Here is a 21104-nt window from a genome sequence, read left to right as displayed (position 1 = left end):
GTTATCGGATCTCGTTTAATGCAGGTTTATTCAGAAGAGGAATAGTTAATACATCCGTGCAACCTGCTGAGCTAGTTGCCGTGAGCCTGATTTTATAACCGAGCGTAAACCAGCTTTCGTAGATATTCTGGAAAATGATCGGATTTCGGCTGGTTGTTATTTGTGTACCTACTACAGCGTTGTTTGTATTAAGCAATTCCCATTTGAAATTGCTGGCTTGTGGCGAACACTGGTTGTATAATGTGAGTGTATATAAATTGAAGCCGGGTATAATTATGCGTGTATTGATGTTGCTGAAACTTGTAGTCGTTGCCATTCGCAGGAAATCACCCGAATCAGGTGAAAGGAATTCATCGCCGGAACCACCGCCGCCGATAATACCAACCGGAATGGTGGTATAATCAAAGTCGGCTGTAACAGTTTGCACTGTAAATCCGGTGGTTGCTACCGAAGCGCCGTTGCGCAGCAGTGTAAGTATGTAGCTCAGATTGCCGGTTATTTTGCTGGTATCTATTGCATAATTGGCGTCGCCCAGCTTAATTAACCAGGGTTTCGTAGCTTCTCCCTGAATGCTAAATACAAAGTTGGGCGCGGTGTAGGTTCCTTTGTCAATAGTAATGGGAATCATTACCGCATTAGCTTTTGTACCTGCACAGAACTGGGATGGTACAGAAATAGTTGGCTCCACAATTACCGTAGTATTTCCTTCCGCTACGTTGATATATACCGTAGCTGTGTCGGTTAACCGGTTCACGGTATTGCGAATGGTATATACAAACTTGTCCACCCCCGTAAATGATGTTTCAAATCCGCCGGGCGGGGTATAAATAAAATAAGTACCATCAGCCGAAAGGGTCACTGTTCCGCCCTCCAGACTGTTTGGTGTAAATCCGTTTGGTACAATTTCCAGCGTATCGCCGGTAATCGGATCGTCGTTAATAAGCACGCGCACATTTACGGCTACGTTTGCCGAGGTAGTTACATAGTCTGATTTTGCCACCGGCGGTATCATTAACGCTTTCATTTCTTCCGGGCTCACACACATCGAATTGCAATCGTCGTCGAAAGTGCAGCAACCGGGCAGGAAGAAATCGGCGATGACAATATTTTTCGTCAGTTCAATATCGTCTATCCGTTCAGGCGAAACATCCGGTTCAATATTGTCGCTTATTAAAGCCGGTGCTTCCGGTGCCGCTGCCGACATGCTTCTGCTGTTGTTACTGGTCAGTTCGGCATCATTTCCCGACACGCTGAAAGGTTGATTAGGAGGAGTAGCCATGGCTGTTTCTTCTGGAGTGATCATTCGTGCTGAGAAACTCAGCATTGATTCGGTGGTTATTTCCGTTACTGGCAGAGCCGAATTTTTCCCGGCTGTTGTTTTGGTATTTTCAATAACCGGATTTGTTTTTACCGCTGGTGTATTTGATTTTACCGGTGTTTTTTTTGCCGGTTTAACCGGGGCGGTTTTTGTTGTTGTTTTCACAGGGGCACTTTTTTTAGCCACCGTTTTAGTAGCCGCTGTTTTTTTTGCTGTTTTGGCAGCAGGGGCCTTTGTTTTTTTTGCCACGGTAACAGCTGCTGCCGGTTTGGCAGTTGTTTTTTCCCTGGTGCTTTTCTTGCGAGCCATATCCTTAATGCTGTATGAAATTATTTCGTGTTTTCATTACCAAAGGGAAGATATTCCACAGGCTCGCGGTATATGTCTTTTTTAACAGGCGGATCAACAATTATTTCGCTTTCTGCTTCTGCTTCATACACGAGTACAAATGTGCCGCCCTGGAAAGTACCTCCGAGATGTTCCATGCCCGGTTTTGCCTGAGCAAAGGTTTTTAGGCGGAAGTATTTTGAGCGTCTGTACTCGCGCAGTTTGAAACGATAATAGACCCGATAAAACTTCGTGTAGAAGATTGAATCAAAGAGCAGGTAAATAATACGACCGGTAACAATGCTGATCAGGTTTTTGGCTACCGTTTTCTGGGTAAGACTCATTGACTCTGATTTATCAATACTTTCCCGGAAAGAATCAATGATTCCGAGACGCAATGCAAAATCAATTAGTTCGTCGATATATTTTTTATATACATCGCGGAAGTCCTCATAATTAAAATCATACACACAGGCTGGAAGGATTTCTTCAAACTGATCGCGCTTGTCTTCGAGGTCTTTGATAAAATCGAGCCAGTTCTGAATTTGTTGCAGATCAATCTGCACAGGCGGTTCGCTGCCTACAGCAGCTCGCCCCACAAAAGATCCTGCTGTATCAGCCGGTTGCAGCTCCTCGTTAATATTTTCTTTGGTGGGTTCGTTACTGATAATTAATACGGCTGCATCTTTCACAATCATGTTGAGCGTATCAATTATCTCATTGAAAAAGTTGAGCAGAAAGAAACGTGCTGCGATATAATCTTCCTGAACATCCTCAAAACCGCAGAGTTTTTCTTTGCCTGCCCTTACACCGTCGTTATTTATTTTCAGTGCAATTACATTGAAGCTGAGGTTATGCTGTCGTTTAAGCTGCTCAATTCTGGCAATCACATCGGGATAGGGTAGTCCGGCAAAACCTTCGATACGCAGAAAAGGAGTTTGCTGCAGCGACCAGCTCTGTGCCTGATTGTACCACGAAAGCGGATCGCCGGTATTGTGTGAGTTGTAATACGAAAGGTGATTTCGCCATAATCCGAGTGATGATCGTGCCGGATACCAGAGCTTGGCAATGCGGTCGCTGTTTTCGTTGGGATTATAGTAGTACGGGATGGCGCGTTCGGCCAGTTGCTGTGGCGACCAGCCGCCGGGTGTAATGCGGATATTATTTACCGATGAAGAAGGAGGGAGTTTTTTAAAATCCTGAATGAGAGCCAGCACCCGGTCGAAAAGTATTTTTGCATTTCGCTGGGAGCTTCCGTTGCTGTTGCGCACGGCCACGAAGTTGTGTCGGTATCCGTCGCGCTGGCTGGCGGGTGTTTGTAAAAGCCCGAGTGTGAGGTGGCGTGGATAGTTATCGGGTATGTAGCCACATTCGGTACTGAAACTACCAGCTGCTATTGCAAAATCGTTGCAGGCCAGCGTAATGTGTTGCATTGCATCCACAACGTGCTGGCGGTAAAGCACACCTGTATCGATATTACTGAGCGCGGTTTGTGCTACAGCCGGGGGAGTAAGTGCGAATACAGCCCCAAACTGGCTGAATGCTGTATTGAGCCAGTTGCTAATAACTACTTTTTGTTTTGCAATTACTTCGGTCTGGTAGCCGCTAAAAAGGTCGGCAGGATTGTTTGTATTTGAAAGCACACTTCCCGGAAGCCTGCGCATATTAATAAGCGGAAGCGCTACCGGCGAATTGGGAAACGAGTAGTTACCCATATTAGCAGGTAAGGGAAGCTGCGAAATATTTACCAGCAGGAAACGCAGCGTACCTGAGCGCAATTTGCCTTTATTGTCGCAGTTGCTGGTGCTGCACGAGCGCAGGTCTTCATCGGTTATCTCGTAATGAATAACCACTGCCCAGTTATCAGGGTTCGAAATGGTGCCGCTCAGCGGTAAACCATCGGCCAGTACGTTATGCAGTTCGTACACATTGCTGCGCGCACTATCAAGCGGACCTTGTTTGGGGAATGTTACCGGGCTGGTATCGAGCGCATCGTTGGGAAGGCTATTGCCAAACTGATAGTCGGGGTTGGAAGGGTCTTTCCATTCCTTCACTCTGCTAAAAGTTTTAACACTATCAATGCCAAGCAAGTAGCCTTCGGTAGTTATGCCATATCCTTTGGTAATTGAAATGGACATGCCACTCCAGCTTATCTGCAAACCGCAAACGATGCCGGTTCCCGATAACCGAACCCGGGTAAGCCGGTTTTGCTGATCGAGGTAAGTCCGCATCCGGTTCAGGTTAGTGCTGGTGAGTACCTGATTCGGCTCGAAAATGGGCAGCGCGGTGTTGGTCGGAATTTCCATAGCGGAAGTTATTGAGGTGTAATACGTTTTTCTTTATTGATTTCCTAAGGTGGTCTGATCGAGTATCATCTGCGGTTCGTCGGCATCAATGTCATCGCAACTATGCAGAATGGCTGTGGGATACACGTTATACAGATTACCCATTTGTGTAATTAGCTGGTTGGTAAGCGTGGCATCGGGATACTCGTTTGTATTGAGCGATTCGAGCCAGGGGCGGTAGGCCAGTTCGAAGCCGCGCATCTGCTGAAGGCTAACCCAGCATATTTTCACGTAAATATGTGCGGGTGTTTCTTCGCGGATGGTGCGCTCCACAAATTCGCGGAAGTACGAACTGCGGAAACGGGTAGGCCAGGCCGGCAGGATAAACGACATACGGAATGAATACGGATCATCGGGAATGTCGCATTCTGCAGGCAAATAGCTTTCCCAGCTTATTGTTTTAAAGGCAAGCCAGTTGGCCAGTTTTTCTACAAATTCGCGGGCCAGCGCCTCTGTAAGAAATACCGGTATTATTTCGCACAATACTGTGTTTGAGGTGCCAGAATCGCCAAGCAGTTCTACCGTCCAGCTGTCTGTTGAAACGTCGGCCGGCGGATTGAGCCTGTAGTTGCTTTCGGCCATTCCGCGGCGGCGAATTGCGCCGAGTAATTCGCGTAATTCGGCCGGATCTTCCACCTCCGGTGTTGTTTCAATTATTTTGAGGTAATCACCATTTACCTGCGGCAAAAATTGCTGCCCGTTTTTACGGTAGTTGCCATTTTCCTGCTTACTAAAAATGCGCAGGCTGAATGTATTTGACCCGTTGTCGTGAAAATCGTATTCAAACAAATTTTCCTGGCTGTATTCCGAACTGCGTCGCAAAGTTTGGCAGGCCGGCAGCACATTTTCATACGGCACGTTTTCGGGGTTCATGGGCACACGCGGACGAAGCAGAATGTGCTCAAGCAGGTGAAAATCTTCAATATCGCATCTGTCGCGGAAGAGGAATAGCAAACGGGTAAATGTGGCGTTGCGGGCTTCGGCTGTGGTGAAGGTATTGCCTCTGGCAACCAGACGGGGCGGCTCGCAATCGTCGTAAAATTCGAATGAAAAATCGGCCGGCCCGTTGTCTTTCATCACGTAGTTATCTTCTTCATCGCCCGAGTGGAGCATGAAGAGCAGATGCCCTTCGGCACATTCGAGGCTGTCTTCACACACGGTAGTGAGGAAGGTTTGCACAGGCGCTCCGGGATTGTCGTTTACCGGGGCATTCATTACCACCTGCCAGCCGGGAGCAGAGTTTGCCGTACATGTTTGAATGCTGAACATGTCGGTAGCAATGCTTCTGCGGCGAATGCGGTCGATGATAATGTCTTCGGCAAGCAGCGCAATGGCCTGTGCCGAGAAGGTATTGAGTTCTGTCAGGTTGTCGAAAAACTGGTAGGCCAGTTCGCGGCTGTTATCGCCTGTATCATTCAGGCGGAGTGAAAGGTCGCCAGTGTCGGTTACAAAGTTCGACGCCAGCATGCCGCTTTCGCGAATTTCGTAGTAGCGTTTCTGGGCCAGCTCAAACGTGGAGAAGTTGGGCGTATCAAGCAGCAAATCACCGTTTGCGTTTACTAATTGTACGCGCCATCTGTTGGTACCGGTGCTTATTACACGCAGGTTACTGTCGTCATCATCTTCCACGGGTACACCGGCCATACCCAGCAGGCGTGCAATGCGTACTTTCAGTCCGGCCACATTGGTGGTATTCCAGACATCAGGAAGCTGTGCAGGCGGAGGCGTTGCATTGGGAATTTTTTTGCGGTAGTTAAATGCCTTGCCTCTGTCGCGGCTCAGCAGACTGTAGTCGCGCAGCAGGGCTTCTTTGTCGGCAACCAGACGCAGGCTTCCGGCTTCCTTGCCCATCTGGTGAAAAAGAATGAGGCTGTATTCGGTCATGCTTTCGCAGAAACGCGCCAGCAAATGATCGAGAAAACGGTTACGCCGTTCGGCAAAAAGCGATTCGTCTTCCACCAGCTTATTGAGCTCTTCCTGATATTCAGTAAAGTTGATCAGGCTGTTGAAATCGTTTATACCGCTTTGCTCATCTGCCGAATAATCTTTAAGCAGTTGGGTATAATAACTTCTGCCGGTAACTGTAAGTGTACGCCGGTCAACGGTTTCTGATGCCGAGAAGAGTTTGCGTACGCCGGCCAGCTGAGCCAGATAATTAGTAAGCAGCTGCTCGAAAAAAAGCATGTAGGCTTTTAACTGCCGCGCCTGTGCCTTTCGCAGGTCGGAAGCATTGTCAGACAATCCGGGCTGTCCAATACCATACACCAGCGGAAAATCATTCAGTACCGGGAAATAGTCATTCAACTCACGCCATTTTCCTTTGGGCACTTCAATGTCCATCTTATGCCCGGTTTTGCGGAATCGTCCGCTGCTTTGCTGCAAACGGTTTAGTTCAACCAGTACTTCATCCTGCTGAGCCATGAACGGCAGCAGACCTTTATAAAAAAGAAGCTTTGATTTCAGTCGCGAAAACTGTGCCGCAAACCCCGGATTAAGCGAAAGGATCCACGGTTCGGTATCTTTCAGTACGCCATCTTCATAACGCAGCAGTTTAAAACCACGCACAGCAATCACGTCTTCAATGTCCATAATGGCATTGATCAGGTCAGACGTATATAGTTTTTCGCGCAGGTTGGCATTTTCTACTTCCGTGTTATCGAGGAATCCGTGACGAAGCAGCGGTCCTTCAAAAATTTCATCCACCGTGTAGCTCTTATCGAGCATTTCTTCAAGGGTGTAGAAATTGAGTGAAGGCGAGCAGTAGTTAATGGCAATCTGGTAAATTTTTGCCATCACCAGATTGATATCGGCATTCTGCCGCACCTCAATATCGGCGCAGATGGCAATTTCATTGATGCTTACTTCACTGATTCCGAGAAGGTCTTCACAAAGGTTGCGGTAGGCCATTACGGCTGCATGCACATCGCGACGGGTCTGTTCTTTTACGTTCGCTCTGATTTGTTTTTCCTCGGTATTTAGTTCACTTTCTTCCTTTCCGTCGCCCGGCATTTCATATTCAAGCATGATATTGAAAAGGCCGTTGAGCGGAAGTATGCCCGTGGCAAAAGCGGGATTGTTGGTAAGCTCTCCGTAGTTGCTGTTTATGTACACAGGAGCTTCGCTGGTGCGTGCCGTGGTAATCCACGCATTCTTTACTCCTTTTACATCAATGATTATTTTGCGTAAATCAGTTTCAGTGGTTGGATTAACAGGCAATACTTCTGCGGCGGTGAAAAAATCGCGTGCAGGATTATTTTCCGACGGATGCGGAGCCAGAATATCTTCGAGCGGGAATGACGTGCGGTAGCCAAGATCGGTAATGGCATAGCACAGCAATTCCATAATGGTAATACCCGGATCGTGAACGTTGTAATCAGTCCAGATTTTGGAAGAAAGCCGTTCGATAAATTTTATTCCTTCGCTGCTGAGCAGGGAGTAGTTTTCACTCGTATCGAGCTCGGGTGTTTTAGGTATTGTGAGCTGGCGGTCTGTCATAATCAATACGAGATAATATGATTAGGAGCTGATACAAGAATGGAATATACCTGTGATGCGCTTATTTCTTCGAGCGGCTGACTATTTGCAGGTACTTCACCATTTTCGGCTCTGTACATTTTGAAATCGGTGATATAATCCACGTATTCGCGTTCCTCAATGAAATTAAGGATGTATGATGCGTGCAGTTTACCTCCGAAGCGGATGTCGGTGCCTTCGGCATAAGCCCAGGGCGAGAGGAATTTCTTAATGTCTTCGTTGAGCAGTGAACTGTAATAACCTTTATCACTGCTCCATTTTTTTCCGAAATACACTTTGAAATGTACCTGTACTTCCTCGTACACCGGATTAATCACACTTACATCGGCAAAACGCGAATTCCGTTTTTTCAGCATGAGTCTGATTTCTTCGCGCGTGGCTGTACTGGTAGTGGGTTGAAGCGGATTTACCAGATTTTGGTTGCGCAGGTTCGACACCACAATAACTGTTACACCGCCTCCGGCCATTTGGTTGAAGCAGGCTTCGTTGTTGATGATGCGGTGACGCATGTGGTTAATACATTTCACCTTATAAATTGAAGGGAAGTTTTCGAGCACAAGGCGTTCGTAATCCCAGATGGTAATGGCGCGGCCTTTATGGCGCAAACGTTCGCTGACACGGCGGTAGTATTCATTTCCGGCTTCGCTGAGTTTACCGCCAAATGAAGCGTAGGGCTGGCTTACTGATTTAATAGCCGAGTTGCTGTTTTCGAGTTTCGAGATGGTGGCAGCCGGCAGGGCCTCACGCAGGTGCTCGGGATCGTTGTTGTTGTTTCGGAAACTGGCTTTTATGGCCTGGGTGTGTATGTTTAGTACATTACTCAGCGCACTGGTGGAACCGGGCAGTGTAAGTACAGGTGCATCAATTACCGGATCTTCCTTGAGCACGGTGGCAGCCCGCAGCCAGTGCAAACCATTGGTAAGTATGGAGTTGGTGTTGCTGGCGTCTTCGGGTATGCTCAGTTCGATTAGGCCGCTGTTGATGAAGCCGTTGGTGGTATCGGAAATGAGCATCGACTGATCAAGGGCAACCCATTCATTGTTTCGCAGGTAGCTCCAGTGTACTTCAGGCTGGTTCTGGTTGGGATCGGCACTATCGTCAACCGTTTGTACAAGCATTGATACACTTTCCTGTGGATTCAAGCCTTTGAGCCCGATAAACAACATGCCTTCCAGTCTGCGCGCTATCGGTTCCGGCCTTGTGTCTATGCTTTCGTTAATGGTGTACTTGGGTACAAGACAACGACTGGATGCTTTTCCGCTTCCCACTACTTCGGCTATTTCCGCATCGCCCGGATCGGCCATAATGGCTGGATTGGATGCACTGCGAAAAGCACCGGCTTCTTCGGGCGGCGTATTGATGGCCGTTGTGGATACAAAAGAGCCGTTTGCGTCGAACGTAACGCGCTCCTCGCCAAACGGATGAACAAGGTAAAACTGATCGTGTGTGGTATTCAGGTTGCGTCCTGATTTGTAGGAGGCGCTGATGGATTTAAAAATGGGGGTGTAAGGCGGATTTATACGTGCAATTTGTGGTGTGCCGGGCGTGCTGTTTAATTGCGCGGCACGCATCAGTGCGGCAGCATACTTGTTGTGCTGAAAATCCAGATTGCCTAACTGCAAACGAATAAAACCGCGCTGTGTAGTGGTGGTAAATTCTTTCAGTTCTTCAAACTGATCGGGATCCGGTAAATCAGCATTGAAAATGGGTCTTTGTGTTGCCGGATTCGACGACTGGAAGGAAAAGGTATGAAGATCGGTGGCGGTATTCTGAAACAGGGTTACCTGCACATCATTGGTATTATTTATCACTCTGGCAATTCCGGGTCCTGGTGTGGGTAAATTTTGTACATCGGGTTTTTTCCACACACGTCCGGAGAGATAACTTACCGTAGCCAGTACCGACTGATTATTCGCAAACGGGTTATTGCCACCTAACACGGTTACCGCAGCTGCAGTAGGCGAAGTGGTGGCCGGCACACTGAAATAATGCTGATAATGATCCTTAAACTGAAGCTCAGGAGTTTCGTGCCAGTCAACCGTTACATTGAGTTCGTAAATACTTTTGTATAAAATTTCATCGCTGCCAATGTAAAATGCGGCACCGCGCGGGGCCTGAACACCAAAGGGCTGGAAAGGTTTGGCCGGATCGCCTTTGGCCGCATCATTCTGAATAATGATGCTTTGCAGATTTTTTACCTCCACAGTTACATTCACACTTTCGGGCTCGGCATTCTGAAGAAGCTGCCAGATGTTTCCGTTTGCGATGTTGTTGTTCAGCGTTACCCGCATCACTGGCCAGAGCGACGATGAGTAGGTGCCGCCATGCACTTTGCTGTTCCAGGCCGAGGTTGCCGGATCATCGTTGAGCAGGGTAAGGGTGAAGATGAGTTTCCGGCTGCCCGCCACATAGTCAATATCCACCGTAGCAGGGTTGGCTACTGCATCGAAAGTAAACCACGATTTGGCGGTAGTAATCTGAAAATTGAATGCCGATGCCGGAGGCGAAGCAGGAAACCCAGAGAGATTATTTTTGAGGGTAACGGTAACAATAATTTTTCGTTCACCCTCGCGCAAAATTAATTGTGGCGATGCAATGGCAAAACCTACTGTGGCATCGGGCATGCTGAACGCAGGTGTAAAGCCGGTTTCCAGCGACAGTTGTGGTGAGCCGAAAGCTTCCCATTGCGGCAATGCAGTATCTAATGCGGCACCAAGTCCGTTTGCCGAATTCGCTACAGGTGAGGCAAACAAGGCTGTACGTTCAATACCGTCTGAGGGTTTGTAACGCTGGATGTAAATGCTTTTGAACTCAGTAGCCTGTGCTTTGTTAAATACCAGCGTATCGTCGGTGCCGTATGAAAGTGGTTTGCCTAAAGCATCTTTACCGGCTTTGAGCAATGTGTCTTCTTTAATTTCAAACTGTGCCACATTGGCTGCCAGTTCAAAAATAAGATGAACACTGTCGGCTACTGCCGGTTTGCGTTCGAGTTTAAGTACGCGGTCAAAATAGAAATCAAGATGGCGGCGGGTAATTTTATTGATGTGCTTTTGTGCGTAGCCAAACAATTGCAAAAAAGCAAGAAACAAACCCGCCTGCGCTTTGTGGTAGGGAAACGCTTCAAGACTCTTGAGCAGGTATTCAGGAGCCCGCGAAATAATATTGAGCAGGGCCATGTAGAATTCATCAAAAATACCTCTGATGAAATAAGCCGCTGCGAGTGTGCATTTATGCTTTTGAGCAGGCGAAAGCCCAACGAAAATGTCGAAGTTTGGTGTTACAGGTGTTGTATTGATCTGGGTCAGCCAGTCGGAGTTGATTGAAAGTCCGTTTACAGCCCATGAGCTTACTCCCGGTGGGGGAGGTTCGGGTAAAAGATCATAGAGCGGATTGGCTGCAGCGGCATCAATGTTTCGGAAACGACTGAATCCTTCGCTGAACACAGATGTGAAATAGAGCGAAAGGTCCGAACGCAGGGTCAGCTTTTCGTCGCACAGGTCGTGCCACTGTCCCAGCAGGTTGATCAGATCAATTACAGGTTTATAAAGCGAGAGGTAGGTGGTTTTCGCTTCCGTAATTTCGGCCGGAGAAGGTGCATTGAGCTGTGCAAGCAAATCCAATTTCTGGAATGCGCTGCGGAAGTCTTTCACCAGCTGATCGAGGTTGGTGCCGCTAATGTTTGCACAAAGTACCGACACGTCTTTCGCCAGGAAGTTATACCAGTTGCCGTTCAACTGATTCCCTTCGTTATAAAAATTGAGTTTCTCCGCGTATTTCAGTGCGAATCGCAGCAGGTCATCGATATTACGTTCGTCAACCTGCACGTATGTCGGGTCAAGCGCCTTTAGCAGGCGTTCGGCCTGGCTGGTTCCGTCGCGTTGCAACGGGTTTTTTACTTCACAGCCACAGTTATGGTCGATTTCGCTCATAGTTCAATCAGCGGCTTACGCCGTTGCCTTCGTTGAGGTAATAGGGGTAAACGAAATTATATCGTGAGTTGGTGGCAGAAACCGTAAACTCTACCGTAATGATAATTTTACCTTCGAGGTAAAACTCGGAGTCAATGACAATCTTTTCGGGACGGATGCGTGCTTCGTGATAGAATATGGCATCCTTAATCATTTTCTCCATGTAGCTGATCAGGTTGCTGTCCATAGGTTCAAACAGAAACCGGTTCAGGTTGCAGCCATAGTCGGGCTGCATAATTCGTTCGTTTATTGAGGTTGACAGCAGGATATGCAAGCTCGATTTAATATCGTCGAGCATGGAAGTAAGCTGCACATCGCCGGCCACCTGGTTAAAGGTGGGCGGGAAACTCCAGCCGGTTCCCAGAAAGTCGTAATTCACATCGTAGGTATTCATATTCTGTCTGTGTCAAATCATTTATTAACCGCCAATCATTACTGTCGGACAACCTACTACAATGCTTCCGCCGTGAGCGGTGGTATCGCCCATGCGTGCCGCGGGTTGTCCGCCAATCATTACCGTTGCCGAACCTTTAGCAATGGTATCTGGCGGGCCGGTGCATGTACACATACCGCCTACTACGGCAGCGGGCATACCGCCAATCATAACCGTTGGCGCCCCCGGGGGCATAACCGGGCCGCCTACGTGAGGCACAGTTCCGGTAACCATCGGGCATACGTGCATATCGCCCACTCTTGCAGCCATTGCCATAGTTGTATCAGTTTATCTGAACCATTGCACCTTTAACCACCATATTTCCGCCGGCCGAAACTTCGGCACCTGCGCTTCCTTTGGCGGTAAGCTGTGCAGAGGCTTCTGCTTTAATATTTGTGGCACTCATCTTAATATCGCCCGAGGCGGCATCAAGAATGATGTCTTTTTTACTTGTAAATGTGATGCCCTTGTCGCTCATCTCCACAATGTTTCCTGTTTTGTCGGTGAGCGTAATGGCGCCTTTGTCGTCGTCTATCACCACGGTTTGCTTGCCGGGTGTTTCGAGTGTGATGATTTTTTTTTCGTCGTCGAAAAAGAATTTCATCTCACTGCGGGTGTAAATACCTTTGATGTGATTATCGTCGCTGTCGGCAGTAACGGGTGCGGGCATCTTTTTGCTGTTGAGCATGCCCAGCACCACCGGCTGTCGGGGATCATCGTTAAGGAATCCGAGCAGTACTTCGTCGCCCACTTCAGGGCGGAAGAAAATACCGCGTTTGTTTCCTCCGTCGGGCGTGGAAACGCGCGCCCATATCCCTTCAGCGGCATTGTCGAGCAACGGCATTTTCACCTGTATGCGGTCTTCTCCATCCGGATCACTGCCGAGCTTGGTCACCAGGCCCACATGCAGTCCGTTTACACCCGGCAACATACCCGATGCTTTTCGGTCGGCCAGTTCAAACTGTTCGGCAAAGCCACGTTCTGAGAAACCAAACTGCAAGTCGGTTGTCCAGTTTGTGCCGTTTACCTGATGACGGATGCCGGTTACAAAAGCTTTGCCGTTAAAACGGTCGCCCACGCCTTTGAGGTCAATCATTTGTCCCGGTTTCATGCTTCCCAGTCCCTGAAAACGGGCATGTCCGCAAATACGGGCCAGCTTATGCCTCACAGTACGTGCATCAATCCAGTCTTTCAGTTCCTGTTCTTCAAACTTTCCGGGATGCAGCAATGGCATCGGGTCAATTCCCATCACATCGGCCAGTGCAGCAGCGTCGAGGTTTCCGTTTCCGTTTACCGAGGGGTCGCTGCCTTCTGTTTCCACCAGCTCCTGATCGGAGAAATTCCAGGTTTTACTTTTTATGGCTTTCACCTGCGTTTCGGCATCCATTGTGGCTTCAAATTCAAGCATGGTGGCTCCGAATTCGAGTTGAAGTGCAATTTCGCCTGAGGTGTCTGCTTTCTTCGCTATCAGCTTACCGTCGTCGGTGAGCACAAGCAATCCGCATGCTTCTGCACGTGCCAGCAGGAAATCCCAGTCTGATACGTGGTACTGTACCATTTCTTTGTGCTTCACGCCGGTGGCTTCCACATCAGTTTGCAGGCCGGCGCCGGAAGCAAGCTGTTCAATTATTTCACTGTCTTTCTGTTCGTAGAAATAAGCACTTTTTCGTGCACCGGTAAGCTTAATTGCTTTATCGCGGGCTTCGATGAGCAGAAAATTGCCCTTGTTGTTGCGAATGCGTACTCCGTGTCCGAGAATAATTCCCTTAAATACAGTTTCGTTTTCGCCATGATAGCCCAGTTGAATTTCAATTTCCTGTCCGGGCTTGAAGTCATCCGAGTCACTGATCGCAAATGTTTGCGTGGCCGGATCGCCATCGCTGAGTGTAATGCGGGCATACGAGATTTTATTGTACACCTTTCCAATGTCGATAGAAGTTACCTTGTATTCAGGCTTCATATCGCTTCCTCCCAGTTTGATATCAAACGTGGAAAGGTCATTCGGCTTAGGTGTGGGTATTACCCTTTGATTCTCGTTACTCATGCTTTTTTCTCCTCATTTACCACCGGAGGCAATTTAATCTGGCTGCCAATGTTTAAGCGGCGGAAATTGTTGAGATTATTTGCGCGTGCCACAGAAAGGTAGTAGGTGTGGTCGCGGTATTCTTTCAATGCCATAATGGGCAGTTTGCTATCGTTTTTAACCTGCCTGAGGTGGGTGAGGTTTGGCGACTGCTGGTTTTCCTGCCTAACGCGCAGGGTATCTTCAATGCTTTCGGTAAATGTGGCAGTAACTTTAGCCCTGAGCGGATTGCCCTGCGCATCAAGCAGGGTAACGGCTATGTCGGCTGTTTTAAGAATTACATTAATAGCCAGTTTCCCCCAATTCAGGGTTAAGAAATGCGGACGGTGAGTGTCTTCGCGGCTTATGACAGCCACTTTGAGAAAATCCTGAATTTTTAAGTGAACGTCTGTTTTAGGAGCCGATACACCGGTACCGTCGAAAATGAATTCAAAAGAGAAATCGCGCGGTTTAATTTTGCCAAACTTCGGGGCACCGGCAGTATTGCCTTTTCCCTGTTCGGGTTCATACACTACTTCATACTTTGATGTATATGTAGTGGGGTTGAACATGAGTTCAAACTCAGCGGGATCACCTTTATCACCCTTCTCGAACTTTTCAGTTTTGAAGGTGAGGATCTTCATTTTTACCAAACCGGTATCGGTAGGAGTGCTTTGTACTGCCATAGTCGGTCTCAGCGTTTATTTTCGCGGCGCAGAATTTCGAGCACCTGTTCCACACATTCGGTAATGATGTCTTCTTTTTCCTGTGCATTACCCGTTCCTCCTCCTGCCGGAGGTGCGGAAGAAGCATCAGTAATGGTGGCGCGAATAATGATTTCGTTTACCTGAACCGTCATTGCCTTTCGTTTGTGCGTGTTTGTGCAGAGGGGCGTGTGCTCGACTCTTTCGGATTATCGATTGTAAAGTAGGCGTAGGCGAGGTCAAATGTTTCAATCACAATGGCGTTGTCGGTGGCTTTCAGATCAGCAGTTACCCATTTCAGGGGCCATGCCTTTACAAACTTCCATGTTCTTACCGGCTCGTGATTGAAGTTGAGCAGCGACACGTACACGGTGCAGGTTGAAAATTTATGGTTGCTTATGGCATCCATAACCCATTTCACCACTTCCGAGTCGCCGCGCAACATACCGCGTTTGAGGCTGAGATTTCCGAATTTTGATTTAGTCGGAAGGCGGTGTGTATATCGGTTTTCACCGCCTTCCGACAATTCCTCCACGCCAAGTTCCATGCTCAGGCCACCCACTTCCGAAAACGAGACCTCGGCCATTGTAGTGCCGGATTCGTCGGAGATGAGTTCCACCTTGAAATGGAAGTTAACAGGCGGATAATAATTCGGATTTTTTCTGTTGGCCACGCTTATGCGAATTCAACAGTTAAACCTTCGTGGGCAAGTTCCATCGATTCGATGGCGACTTCGTTACCAGTGGCTTTCAGGCCGGGGCCTTCGAGTTTTACCGGGAACGCATTTTGCACTTTCCAGATCACCACCGGCTCGTGTTTTTCGTTGAGCAGGTTGATGGTGATGTCGCGGCGTTCAATTTCGTTCAGTTTAACGGAATTGAGCCAGGTAAAAAACTCGTTGTTGCCTTTGGTAAGTCCGCGCTTAAGGGTAATGTTGTTGTACTTGCGCATACCCGGCATTTTGATGGATGAATACTCCGGCAGATCGCCGGTGCGGTATTCAATGGCCTGAAGTTCCTGTGTAAGACCTGATACTTCGGTGAAGCTGATGCTGGCACTTCCCCAATCGACACGGAAGTGGAACACAGCCAGCGGATATTTATTTGCCATAATGGTTGTTTGTTATAGAGTTAAACACTTTGTGGTTCGTGCTGCCGTGTATTACGACTGCTGGAGTTTGTGAGAGAATTTGAGGACGATGAATTCTGCCGGGCGAACTACAGCCATGCCGATTTCCACCTTCATGTAACCCTCAAGGATATCCTGGGCACTCATGGTTTGTCCCAGACCAATACGCACAAAAAATGCTTCATCGGGCTTGGCACCTACCAGTGCACCTTCTTTCCATTTGTTGGTGAGGTAATTCTCAATCATACCTTTCACCTTAATCCAGGTGTTGCCGTTGTTCGGCTCAAACACAGCCCAGTAGGTCGATTTCTTGATCGATTCTTCGGCGGTGTTGAAGAAGCGGCGAACCGGAATGTAACGCCATTCGTTGTCGTTGCCGGCCAGTGTACGCGCACCCCAGATGAGTGTGCCTTTGCCTACAAACGAGCGGATGGCGTTGATTGATTTACCAGCATTTACATCAATGTTCAATGCATCAAGCTGTGAAGCGGTAAAGGTGGTAGCCGGGCCAACAACAGATGAAAGGCTTACGTTGGCGGGAGCCTTCCACACGCCGCGGTCGCGGTCGGTAGCTGCATACTGGCCCACAACAGCACCGGAGGGGGGCATTACGGTTGCCGAATCATTCATTCCCTGAATGATTGTTTTATACAGCGGGAATGATTCAAGCAGCGCGTTTTCGAGAGTCTCGTCGAGTGTGTTCACCGCATCAAGCACTTCAATAAATGCAGCTTCGGCCTGATTGAACAATGCCTTGGCAGCAGTAAGTGCCGAATTGTAACGGTCGGTTGCTGTGGTTCCGTTTACATAAGTTGTTGATGGCAATCCGCCAAGGGTTGTTTCATCAAACCAGCCATAAGCATTATTTAGTGTAGTGGTGCCAGACTGAGGAACATACGCTGATTCTTCAGCATCAAGCTCGTATTCGAGTTTGGCAAGCTCTGTCCAAACCGGGTTGAGGCGGGTCTGGATTTTTTGACGAATAGCACCGGTGGTAGCGTCGATAAGACGGCTGCTGGTGAGTGATGTGGCCCAGGCATTAACTTTTTCAAAACCGTCGTAAATTTTCTCCAGCACCGCCTGAATTTGTGTAGGGGTAGGTGCAGTAGTTATAACGCTGGCAATTGCAGTATTAACCTGATTGCGGTATGCACCTGAAGCAGCGAGTGTGTCGCCGTTTACGGTGTTGATATCGTTGAGCAGATTGTTATAGTCTGTGATCAGAGATTTCAGTGCCGGATCAGCAGTAAGCGAGTCGAGCGTTACAGGGCTTCCTCCTTTGCTGAGTACCGATTTCACGTTTTTGTACGTGATGTTTTTTGAGAGGCTTACATTGAGCCAGGGCGTGTAGGCCGAACCATATTTCAGGTAGTTGATACCGATTTTGCTGCGGAAGGTATCGCCAACAGCATCGTTTTTTGCCAGATCAAATACGCAGAAACGATCTTTGAGTTTGTTGGCCTGTGAGAGTGCTGCCTGCTGAATTGTGTAAAGGCCATCGCCCGACAGACTCACCGCATCAGGAAAAACAAGAATGGTGGGTTCATCAACCATTTCTACAGCTGAAAGACCGTTCTGAAACTCAGCCAGATCGGGCGAAGGTGTGGTTTCGTAAAGTCCGATTGAAGTAATGTAGCAATCACCACCGCCATTGGCATAAAACAAGCGCAAACTGTCGTACATGTAATACGAAGTTGACATAGTGGCTTGCTGGTAATTGTTATTGTTATCAATAGCAACAGATGATACATTAACCTCAGGCGCCCCGCCAAAATACTGCGCATAGTCGAGCATTGAGGTGATTCGGGTAGGTTTGTTAATCAGATCGTTGTTACTGATTTTTGTTGCTTTCTCTGTATATCCGATAAAAGCGGGGATACAGGTCTCCACTTCCGCAACGGAGGGAGGGAACACCGAGATTTCCTCGACGTAAACATCTGGCGTTTTGTAGGTAGCCATAGGTGAATTGGATTTGTGGTTGATGATTCTTGTTTATGGTTGTTCAGATGTAGATGAACAGGTTGGTGCCGGTTTTACGGATGTCGGGGTTCGACAAATCGGCCACAATAACTTTTGTAACCAGGTTGTTTCCCACCTGTGTTTTGTGAAGCAGTTGAAGCAGTCGCCGTGCTTTCTGTTTGAAAGCGATGGGCTGAGCCGACTGGAACAAAACCACCGTTTTGCCGGATTTTTGAAGCAGCGGAGCCACGGTATCTGTAGAAGGAATATTGGTGACCCGGTTGAATACAATGGGGCCGGCCAATGTCTCGCTGTAACGGTTTTCACCGTTGCTTTTGTCTTCTACAAAATACTGTGTGGCTACTCCTGTTGATGGCATAACCAGGTAGTAATTCCAGGTCCCGCTCGTGGCGGTGAATCCCAGTTTGTAGGCATCGTTTCCTGAATAGTCATAGGGGTAGGCTGTTTTATTTTCGATGAGCACAATGCCGAATATTCTGCTGTTGAGCAGTTCGGCATCCGCATAGTAGTATGTTCTGTCGGGCGGTGCGGCTCCTACGGTTTCGTGCACTTCGTATAAGCCGGTGGGAAGGGTTTGTATGTCGAACTGATATTCTTTGTTCTGCGAACCGGCCTCAATGCTTCCTGAACGGATTATTATTCCTTCGCGGTTCCTCAGTTCGATGGATGCTGCACTATTGGTTTTTATTTTGTGTGTGATTACTCCGGCCGTAAGAAAAGCTTCGGTTTTGAGGAGCGATAAATAGCCGGCCGTTACCGTGCGCGACACATTGCGGTAGAGATTTATTTTACCAATGGCCGGTAATTCTGTGGTGGTGGTAAAATGAAAGAATTCGGCCGAGTTATTGATGATTGCAAAAGAGAGTGCTTCATTAGTCTGGAAAGCAGTAAGCGGTAAAGAGGCTGTTTCGTTGAGCTGATAAATCACCGCGCCCGAATCACCGCCCCATCTGAACACACAACGCCGGCTGCGAAGCAACTGTGCTGTGGCTGCAGTAGGCTGCAAGGTAAAATCGCCACAGCGTCCGTTGGAATAAAACGTGTGTGTGCAATCTAAGCGGAATAATGTTTTAAACTGATCTTTCATAATACGGCTTTATTCGCGTCCGCCCGCAAAAGAGCGATCAAATGTGCTAACAGCCGGAGCCGTATCGCGTACAAGGTTGTCGTTCATAATCAGCATCCGGATACGGTAAAGCACCGAAGGCAGGTATTTTGCTCCGATAGAAGCCCACAACTGGTTTTGCTGCTCGAAATTGATGGTGTATAAGTCAACCATTAACTGCTCCACATCATCCAGTGCCGGAAACTCCACATTGGAAAATGTATTGCGCCCCTGAAAAAATAATATCGTGTTGGAAATAAGTTTAAGCGCTTCCGTGTGGCTGGTATGATTGGCCGCAATCATCATATACACATTGATCTTCAGTTCGGGATTTACCAAGGTGTAATTTGAACCTACCTGAATGGTTTGCGGCGATACGGAACGAAACTGCTTTTCTTCTTCAATATTTACCACCATCATACCAAGCGTTCCGGCATCAATGTCGAGATTTCCGTTCTGGGCAATAATGGATGTAAGGGTTACCATATCCGTGGTAGAACCCATTTTTAATTTTAAATATTCGTTCAGCTCTTTTTGGAGGAACGACAGCGCTTTATCAATCATAACTGTACTTACTATACTTAAGACTTACAGGCGCTGCTCGGTCAATCGGGGTTGACAGGCAGGGGTCGAGACAAACCTACATAGCAAGCCCCCCCTCCGTCAATACGGTTATCAACAGATCTAGTTTGTTTGCGACAATCCTGTGTTAATCATTCACAATTAACAAAATGTGGAGTTGTTAACAGATGTTGAAATCATCTGATTAGTAATCATCTTACTAAATAAAACGGCTCTCTACTTGTTTTCTGTAAACTAAATCCGTTAATAAAATAAGCATGTATCAGCAACAGCCGGCAAAATAGGTGCCTGTTTTGTTTATGATAAAATGGGTATAGGTTAAACAAACCATCAACCAATAAATGAACTGCTAAACAGTAATTTTACCTGTTTAGCTGAGGCAAATTTTCCGGGCATTAAAACGCTTTCCAAATTTCATCCTCCGGCTGTGTGAGGGTCAATTTTTGTTTGCCGCGTTACCTTGTTTGTCGTTACTTTTTGGTGTTGTCTGTGCCGTTAAATTCAGCGCCGATGACTTGTCGGAGAAAAAACGTTTAAAGACAAAATTCGGACAGCCTTTCAAAAAAGAACTGCGACAATTTGCTGCAATAAAAAACGCCACTGAAATGACATCAGTGGCGTTTAAAGCGGGCTAAATTATGCTGTTCGTGAAGCGGCGCGAATTATTTTTTGGTTACACGCACATCAATACGGCGATTTTGAGCGCGGCCTTCTTCGGTGCTGTTATCGGCTTTGGGGAACTGATCGCCGTAGCCTTCTGCGGCGAGGCGTTTTGCGTCAATGCCGCGCTTTGCAATTTCGGCCATAACCGACTCTGCGCGCTGCTGCGAAAGTTTCTGGTTGTCTTCTTTTTTGCCGGTATTGTCGGTATAACCGCCAATTTTCAGCTCTACAGCCGGATATGCTTTCAACACAGCGGCCATGTTATCAAGCTGGGCCAGGGTTCCGGCGTCGTTCAGGTTGAGGCTGGCTTTGCCGGTTTCAAATACAAGACGGTCGAATGTAAACCAGGTGGTTTTGTCAACCGGCTTTGCTGCATCGCTGATAAAAGCCACCAGTGCTGATTCGATGCCATTGGGAGCACCGCTGATTTCTTTGCCGTCGTTCAGTTTCGTAATCACCATGTTGCTGTCGGGAGCAAGCATAGAATCATTTTCTGAAGTGTGCTTGTGATCAGCCTCGTGCTTGTCGCCATCGTGGTGAGCTGCCATTTCGGTTTTGTGGCCGCCATGTCCGTGTTCGTCATCGGCACTGTGTTTGCCCCAGCGGTCGGTACCGGAAAGGCTGAAGAGCCAGCCGCCCAAACCGGCAAAACCTATAGCAAAAACTACAAGCGCCACCAGCGGAATCCACCAGCCTTTGGGATAATACTGGCGGTTGCCTTCGGTGTGATCATGATCGTGGTCGTGTCCGTCGTGGTGTGCGTCGTGATTGGCCATAATTGTGTTTTCTGTTGAGTTTTTTATCGGTTGCAAACATACACTTTTTAGTGAAATCTGCTTCTTAAAATGATTAAGATCAACTGAAAGAAAAAAGGAAAAGCCGACGCTGCGAAAGCCGGCTTTTCCTGCACACCAATTGCACGAAACAAATTCCTCCCAAAAGAAACAGACCTGAC

At 47.9% G+C, this 21104-nt stretch carries 16 protein-coding genes; 1 reads left to right on the top strand and 15 read right to left on the bottom strand.

Annotated elements, in window-relative coordinates; translation table 11 throughout:
• Nucleotide 1: 1 nt before the first annotated feature.
• Nucleotides 2–1303, bottom strand: coding sequence for a hypothetical protein (locus IM638_14715; protein ID MCA6364288.1), 1302 nt, complete (start codon nt 1301–1303; stop codon nt 2–4).
• Between IM638_14715 and IM638_14710 the strand changes: the two genes are divergently transcribed.
• On the top strand, nt 1278–1712 hold the full coding sequence (locus tag IM638_14710) for a hypothetical protein (GenBank protein MCA6364287.1): 435 nt from the start codon (nt 1278–1280) through the stop codon (nt 1710–1712). The genes IM638_14715 and IM638_14710 overlap by 26 nt on opposite strands.
• Here IM638_14710 and IM638_14705 read toward each other — a convergent pair.
• The 14 genes from IM638_14705 to IM638_14640 all read right to left on the bottom strand — a co-directional run bounded on the left by IM638_14705 (nt 1648) and on the right by IM638_14640 (nt 20925).
• Nucleotides 1648–3951 carry a hypothetical protein gene (locus IM638_14705; GenBank protein ID MCA6364286.1) on the bottom strand — a complete coding sequence of 768 codons (2304 nt, stop codon included), beginning with the start codon at nt 3949–3951 and terminating at the stop codon, nt 1648–1650. The two genes, IM638_14710 and IM638_14705, sit on opposite strands and share 65 nt — an antisense overlap.
• Nucleotides 3952–3984: 33 nt before the next feature.
• Nucleotides 3985–7485: a hypothetical protein gene (locus tag IM638_14700; protein ID MCA6364285.1), complete on the bottom strand. Its 3501-nt coding sequence runs from the start codon at nt 7483–7485 to the stop codon at nt 3985–3987.
• 2 nt (nt 7486–7487) lie between these two features.
• Nucleotides 7488–11453, bottom strand: a complete 3966-nt coding sequence (locus tag IM638_14695) for a baseplate J/gp47 family protein (protein ID MCA6364284.1) — start codon at nt 11451–11453, stop codon at nt 7488–7490.
• A 7-nt stretch (nt 11454–11460) separates the two neighbouring features.
• A complete protein-coding gene (locus IM638_14690; protein ID MCA6364283.1) occupies nt 11461–11886 on the bottom strand; it encodes a GPW/gp25 family protein in 426 nt (141 codons plus the stop codon).
• Between the two features lie 24 nt (nt 11887–11910).
• The gene (locus IM638_14685) at nt 11911–12201 is read right to left on the bottom strand and encodes a PAAR domain-containing protein (GenBank protein ID MCA6364282.1); all 291 of its coding nucleotides are present in this window, start codon (nt 12199–12201) and stop codon (nt 11911–11913) included.
• Nucleotides 12202–12208: 7 nt separating this feature from the next.
• Nucleotides 12209–13969 (bottom strand): type VI secretion system tip protein VgrG, encoded by a 1761-nt coding sequence (vgrG, locus tag IM638_14680; GenBank protein ID MCA6364281.1) that lies wholly within the window; start codon nt 13967–13969, stop codon nt 12209–12211.
• Complete coding sequence (locus IM638_14675) at nt 13966–14673, bottom strand: hypothetical protein (GenBank protein MCA6364280.1); 708 nt, start codon at nt 14671–14673, stop codon at nt 13966–13968. Before IM638_14675 ends, vgrG begins: the two co-directional genes overlap by 4 nt.
• 8 nt (nt 14674–14681) lie before the next feature.
• Nucleotides 14682–14846 (bottom strand): hypothetical protein, encoded by a 165-nt coding sequence (locus IM638_14670; GenBank protein ID MCA6364279.1) that lies wholly within the window; start codon nt 14844–14846, stop codon nt 14682–14684.
• Nucleotides 14843–15364, bottom strand: coding sequence for a phage tail protein (locus tag IM638_14665; protein ID MCA6364278.1), 522 nt, complete (start codon nt 15362–15364; stop codon nt 14843–14845). The genes IM638_14670 and IM638_14665 overlap by 4 nt, the downstream gene beginning before the upstream one ends.
• Before the next feature lie 2 nt (nt 15365–15366).
• Nucleotides 15367–15801, bottom strand: a complete 435-nt coding sequence (locus IM638_14660; protein MCA6364277.1) for a phage tail protein — start codon at nt 15799–15801, stop codon at nt 15367–15369.
• Nucleotides 15802–15852: 51 nt separating this feature from the next.
• Nucleotides 15853–17778, bottom strand: coding sequence for a phage tail sheath family protein (locus IM638_14655; protein ID MCA6364276.1), 1926 nt, complete (start codon nt 17776–17778; stop codon nt 15853–15855).
• 43 nt (nt 17779–17821) lie between these two features.
• Complete coding sequence (locus tag IM638_14650) at nt 17822–18886, bottom strand: hypothetical protein (protein ID MCA6364275.1); 1065 nt, start codon at nt 18884–18886, stop codon at nt 17822–17824.
• A gap of 9 nt (nt 18887–18895) precedes the next feature.
• A complete protein-coding gene (locus tag IM638_14645) occupies nt 18896–19468 on the bottom strand; it encodes a DUF4255 domain-containing protein (GenBank protein MCA6364274.1) in 573 nt (190 codons plus the stop codon).
• Between the two features lie 680 nt (nt 19469–20148).
• On the bottom strand, nt 20149–20925 hold the full coding sequence (locus tag IM638_14640) for an OmpA family protein (protein ID MCA6364273.1): 777 nt from the start codon (nt 20923–20925) through the stop codon (nt 20149–20151).
• Nucleotides 20926–21104: the final 179 nt, after the last annotated feature.

The sequence above is a fragment of the Bacteroidota bacterium genome, from assembly GCA_020402865.1.
Taxonomy (GTDB): domain Bacteria; phylum Bacteroidota; class Bacteroidia; order Palsa-965; family Palsa-965.
The sequence above is the reverse complement of the archived record's forward strand: the minus strand, read 5'-3'. Positions and strand labels throughout refer to the sequence as shown.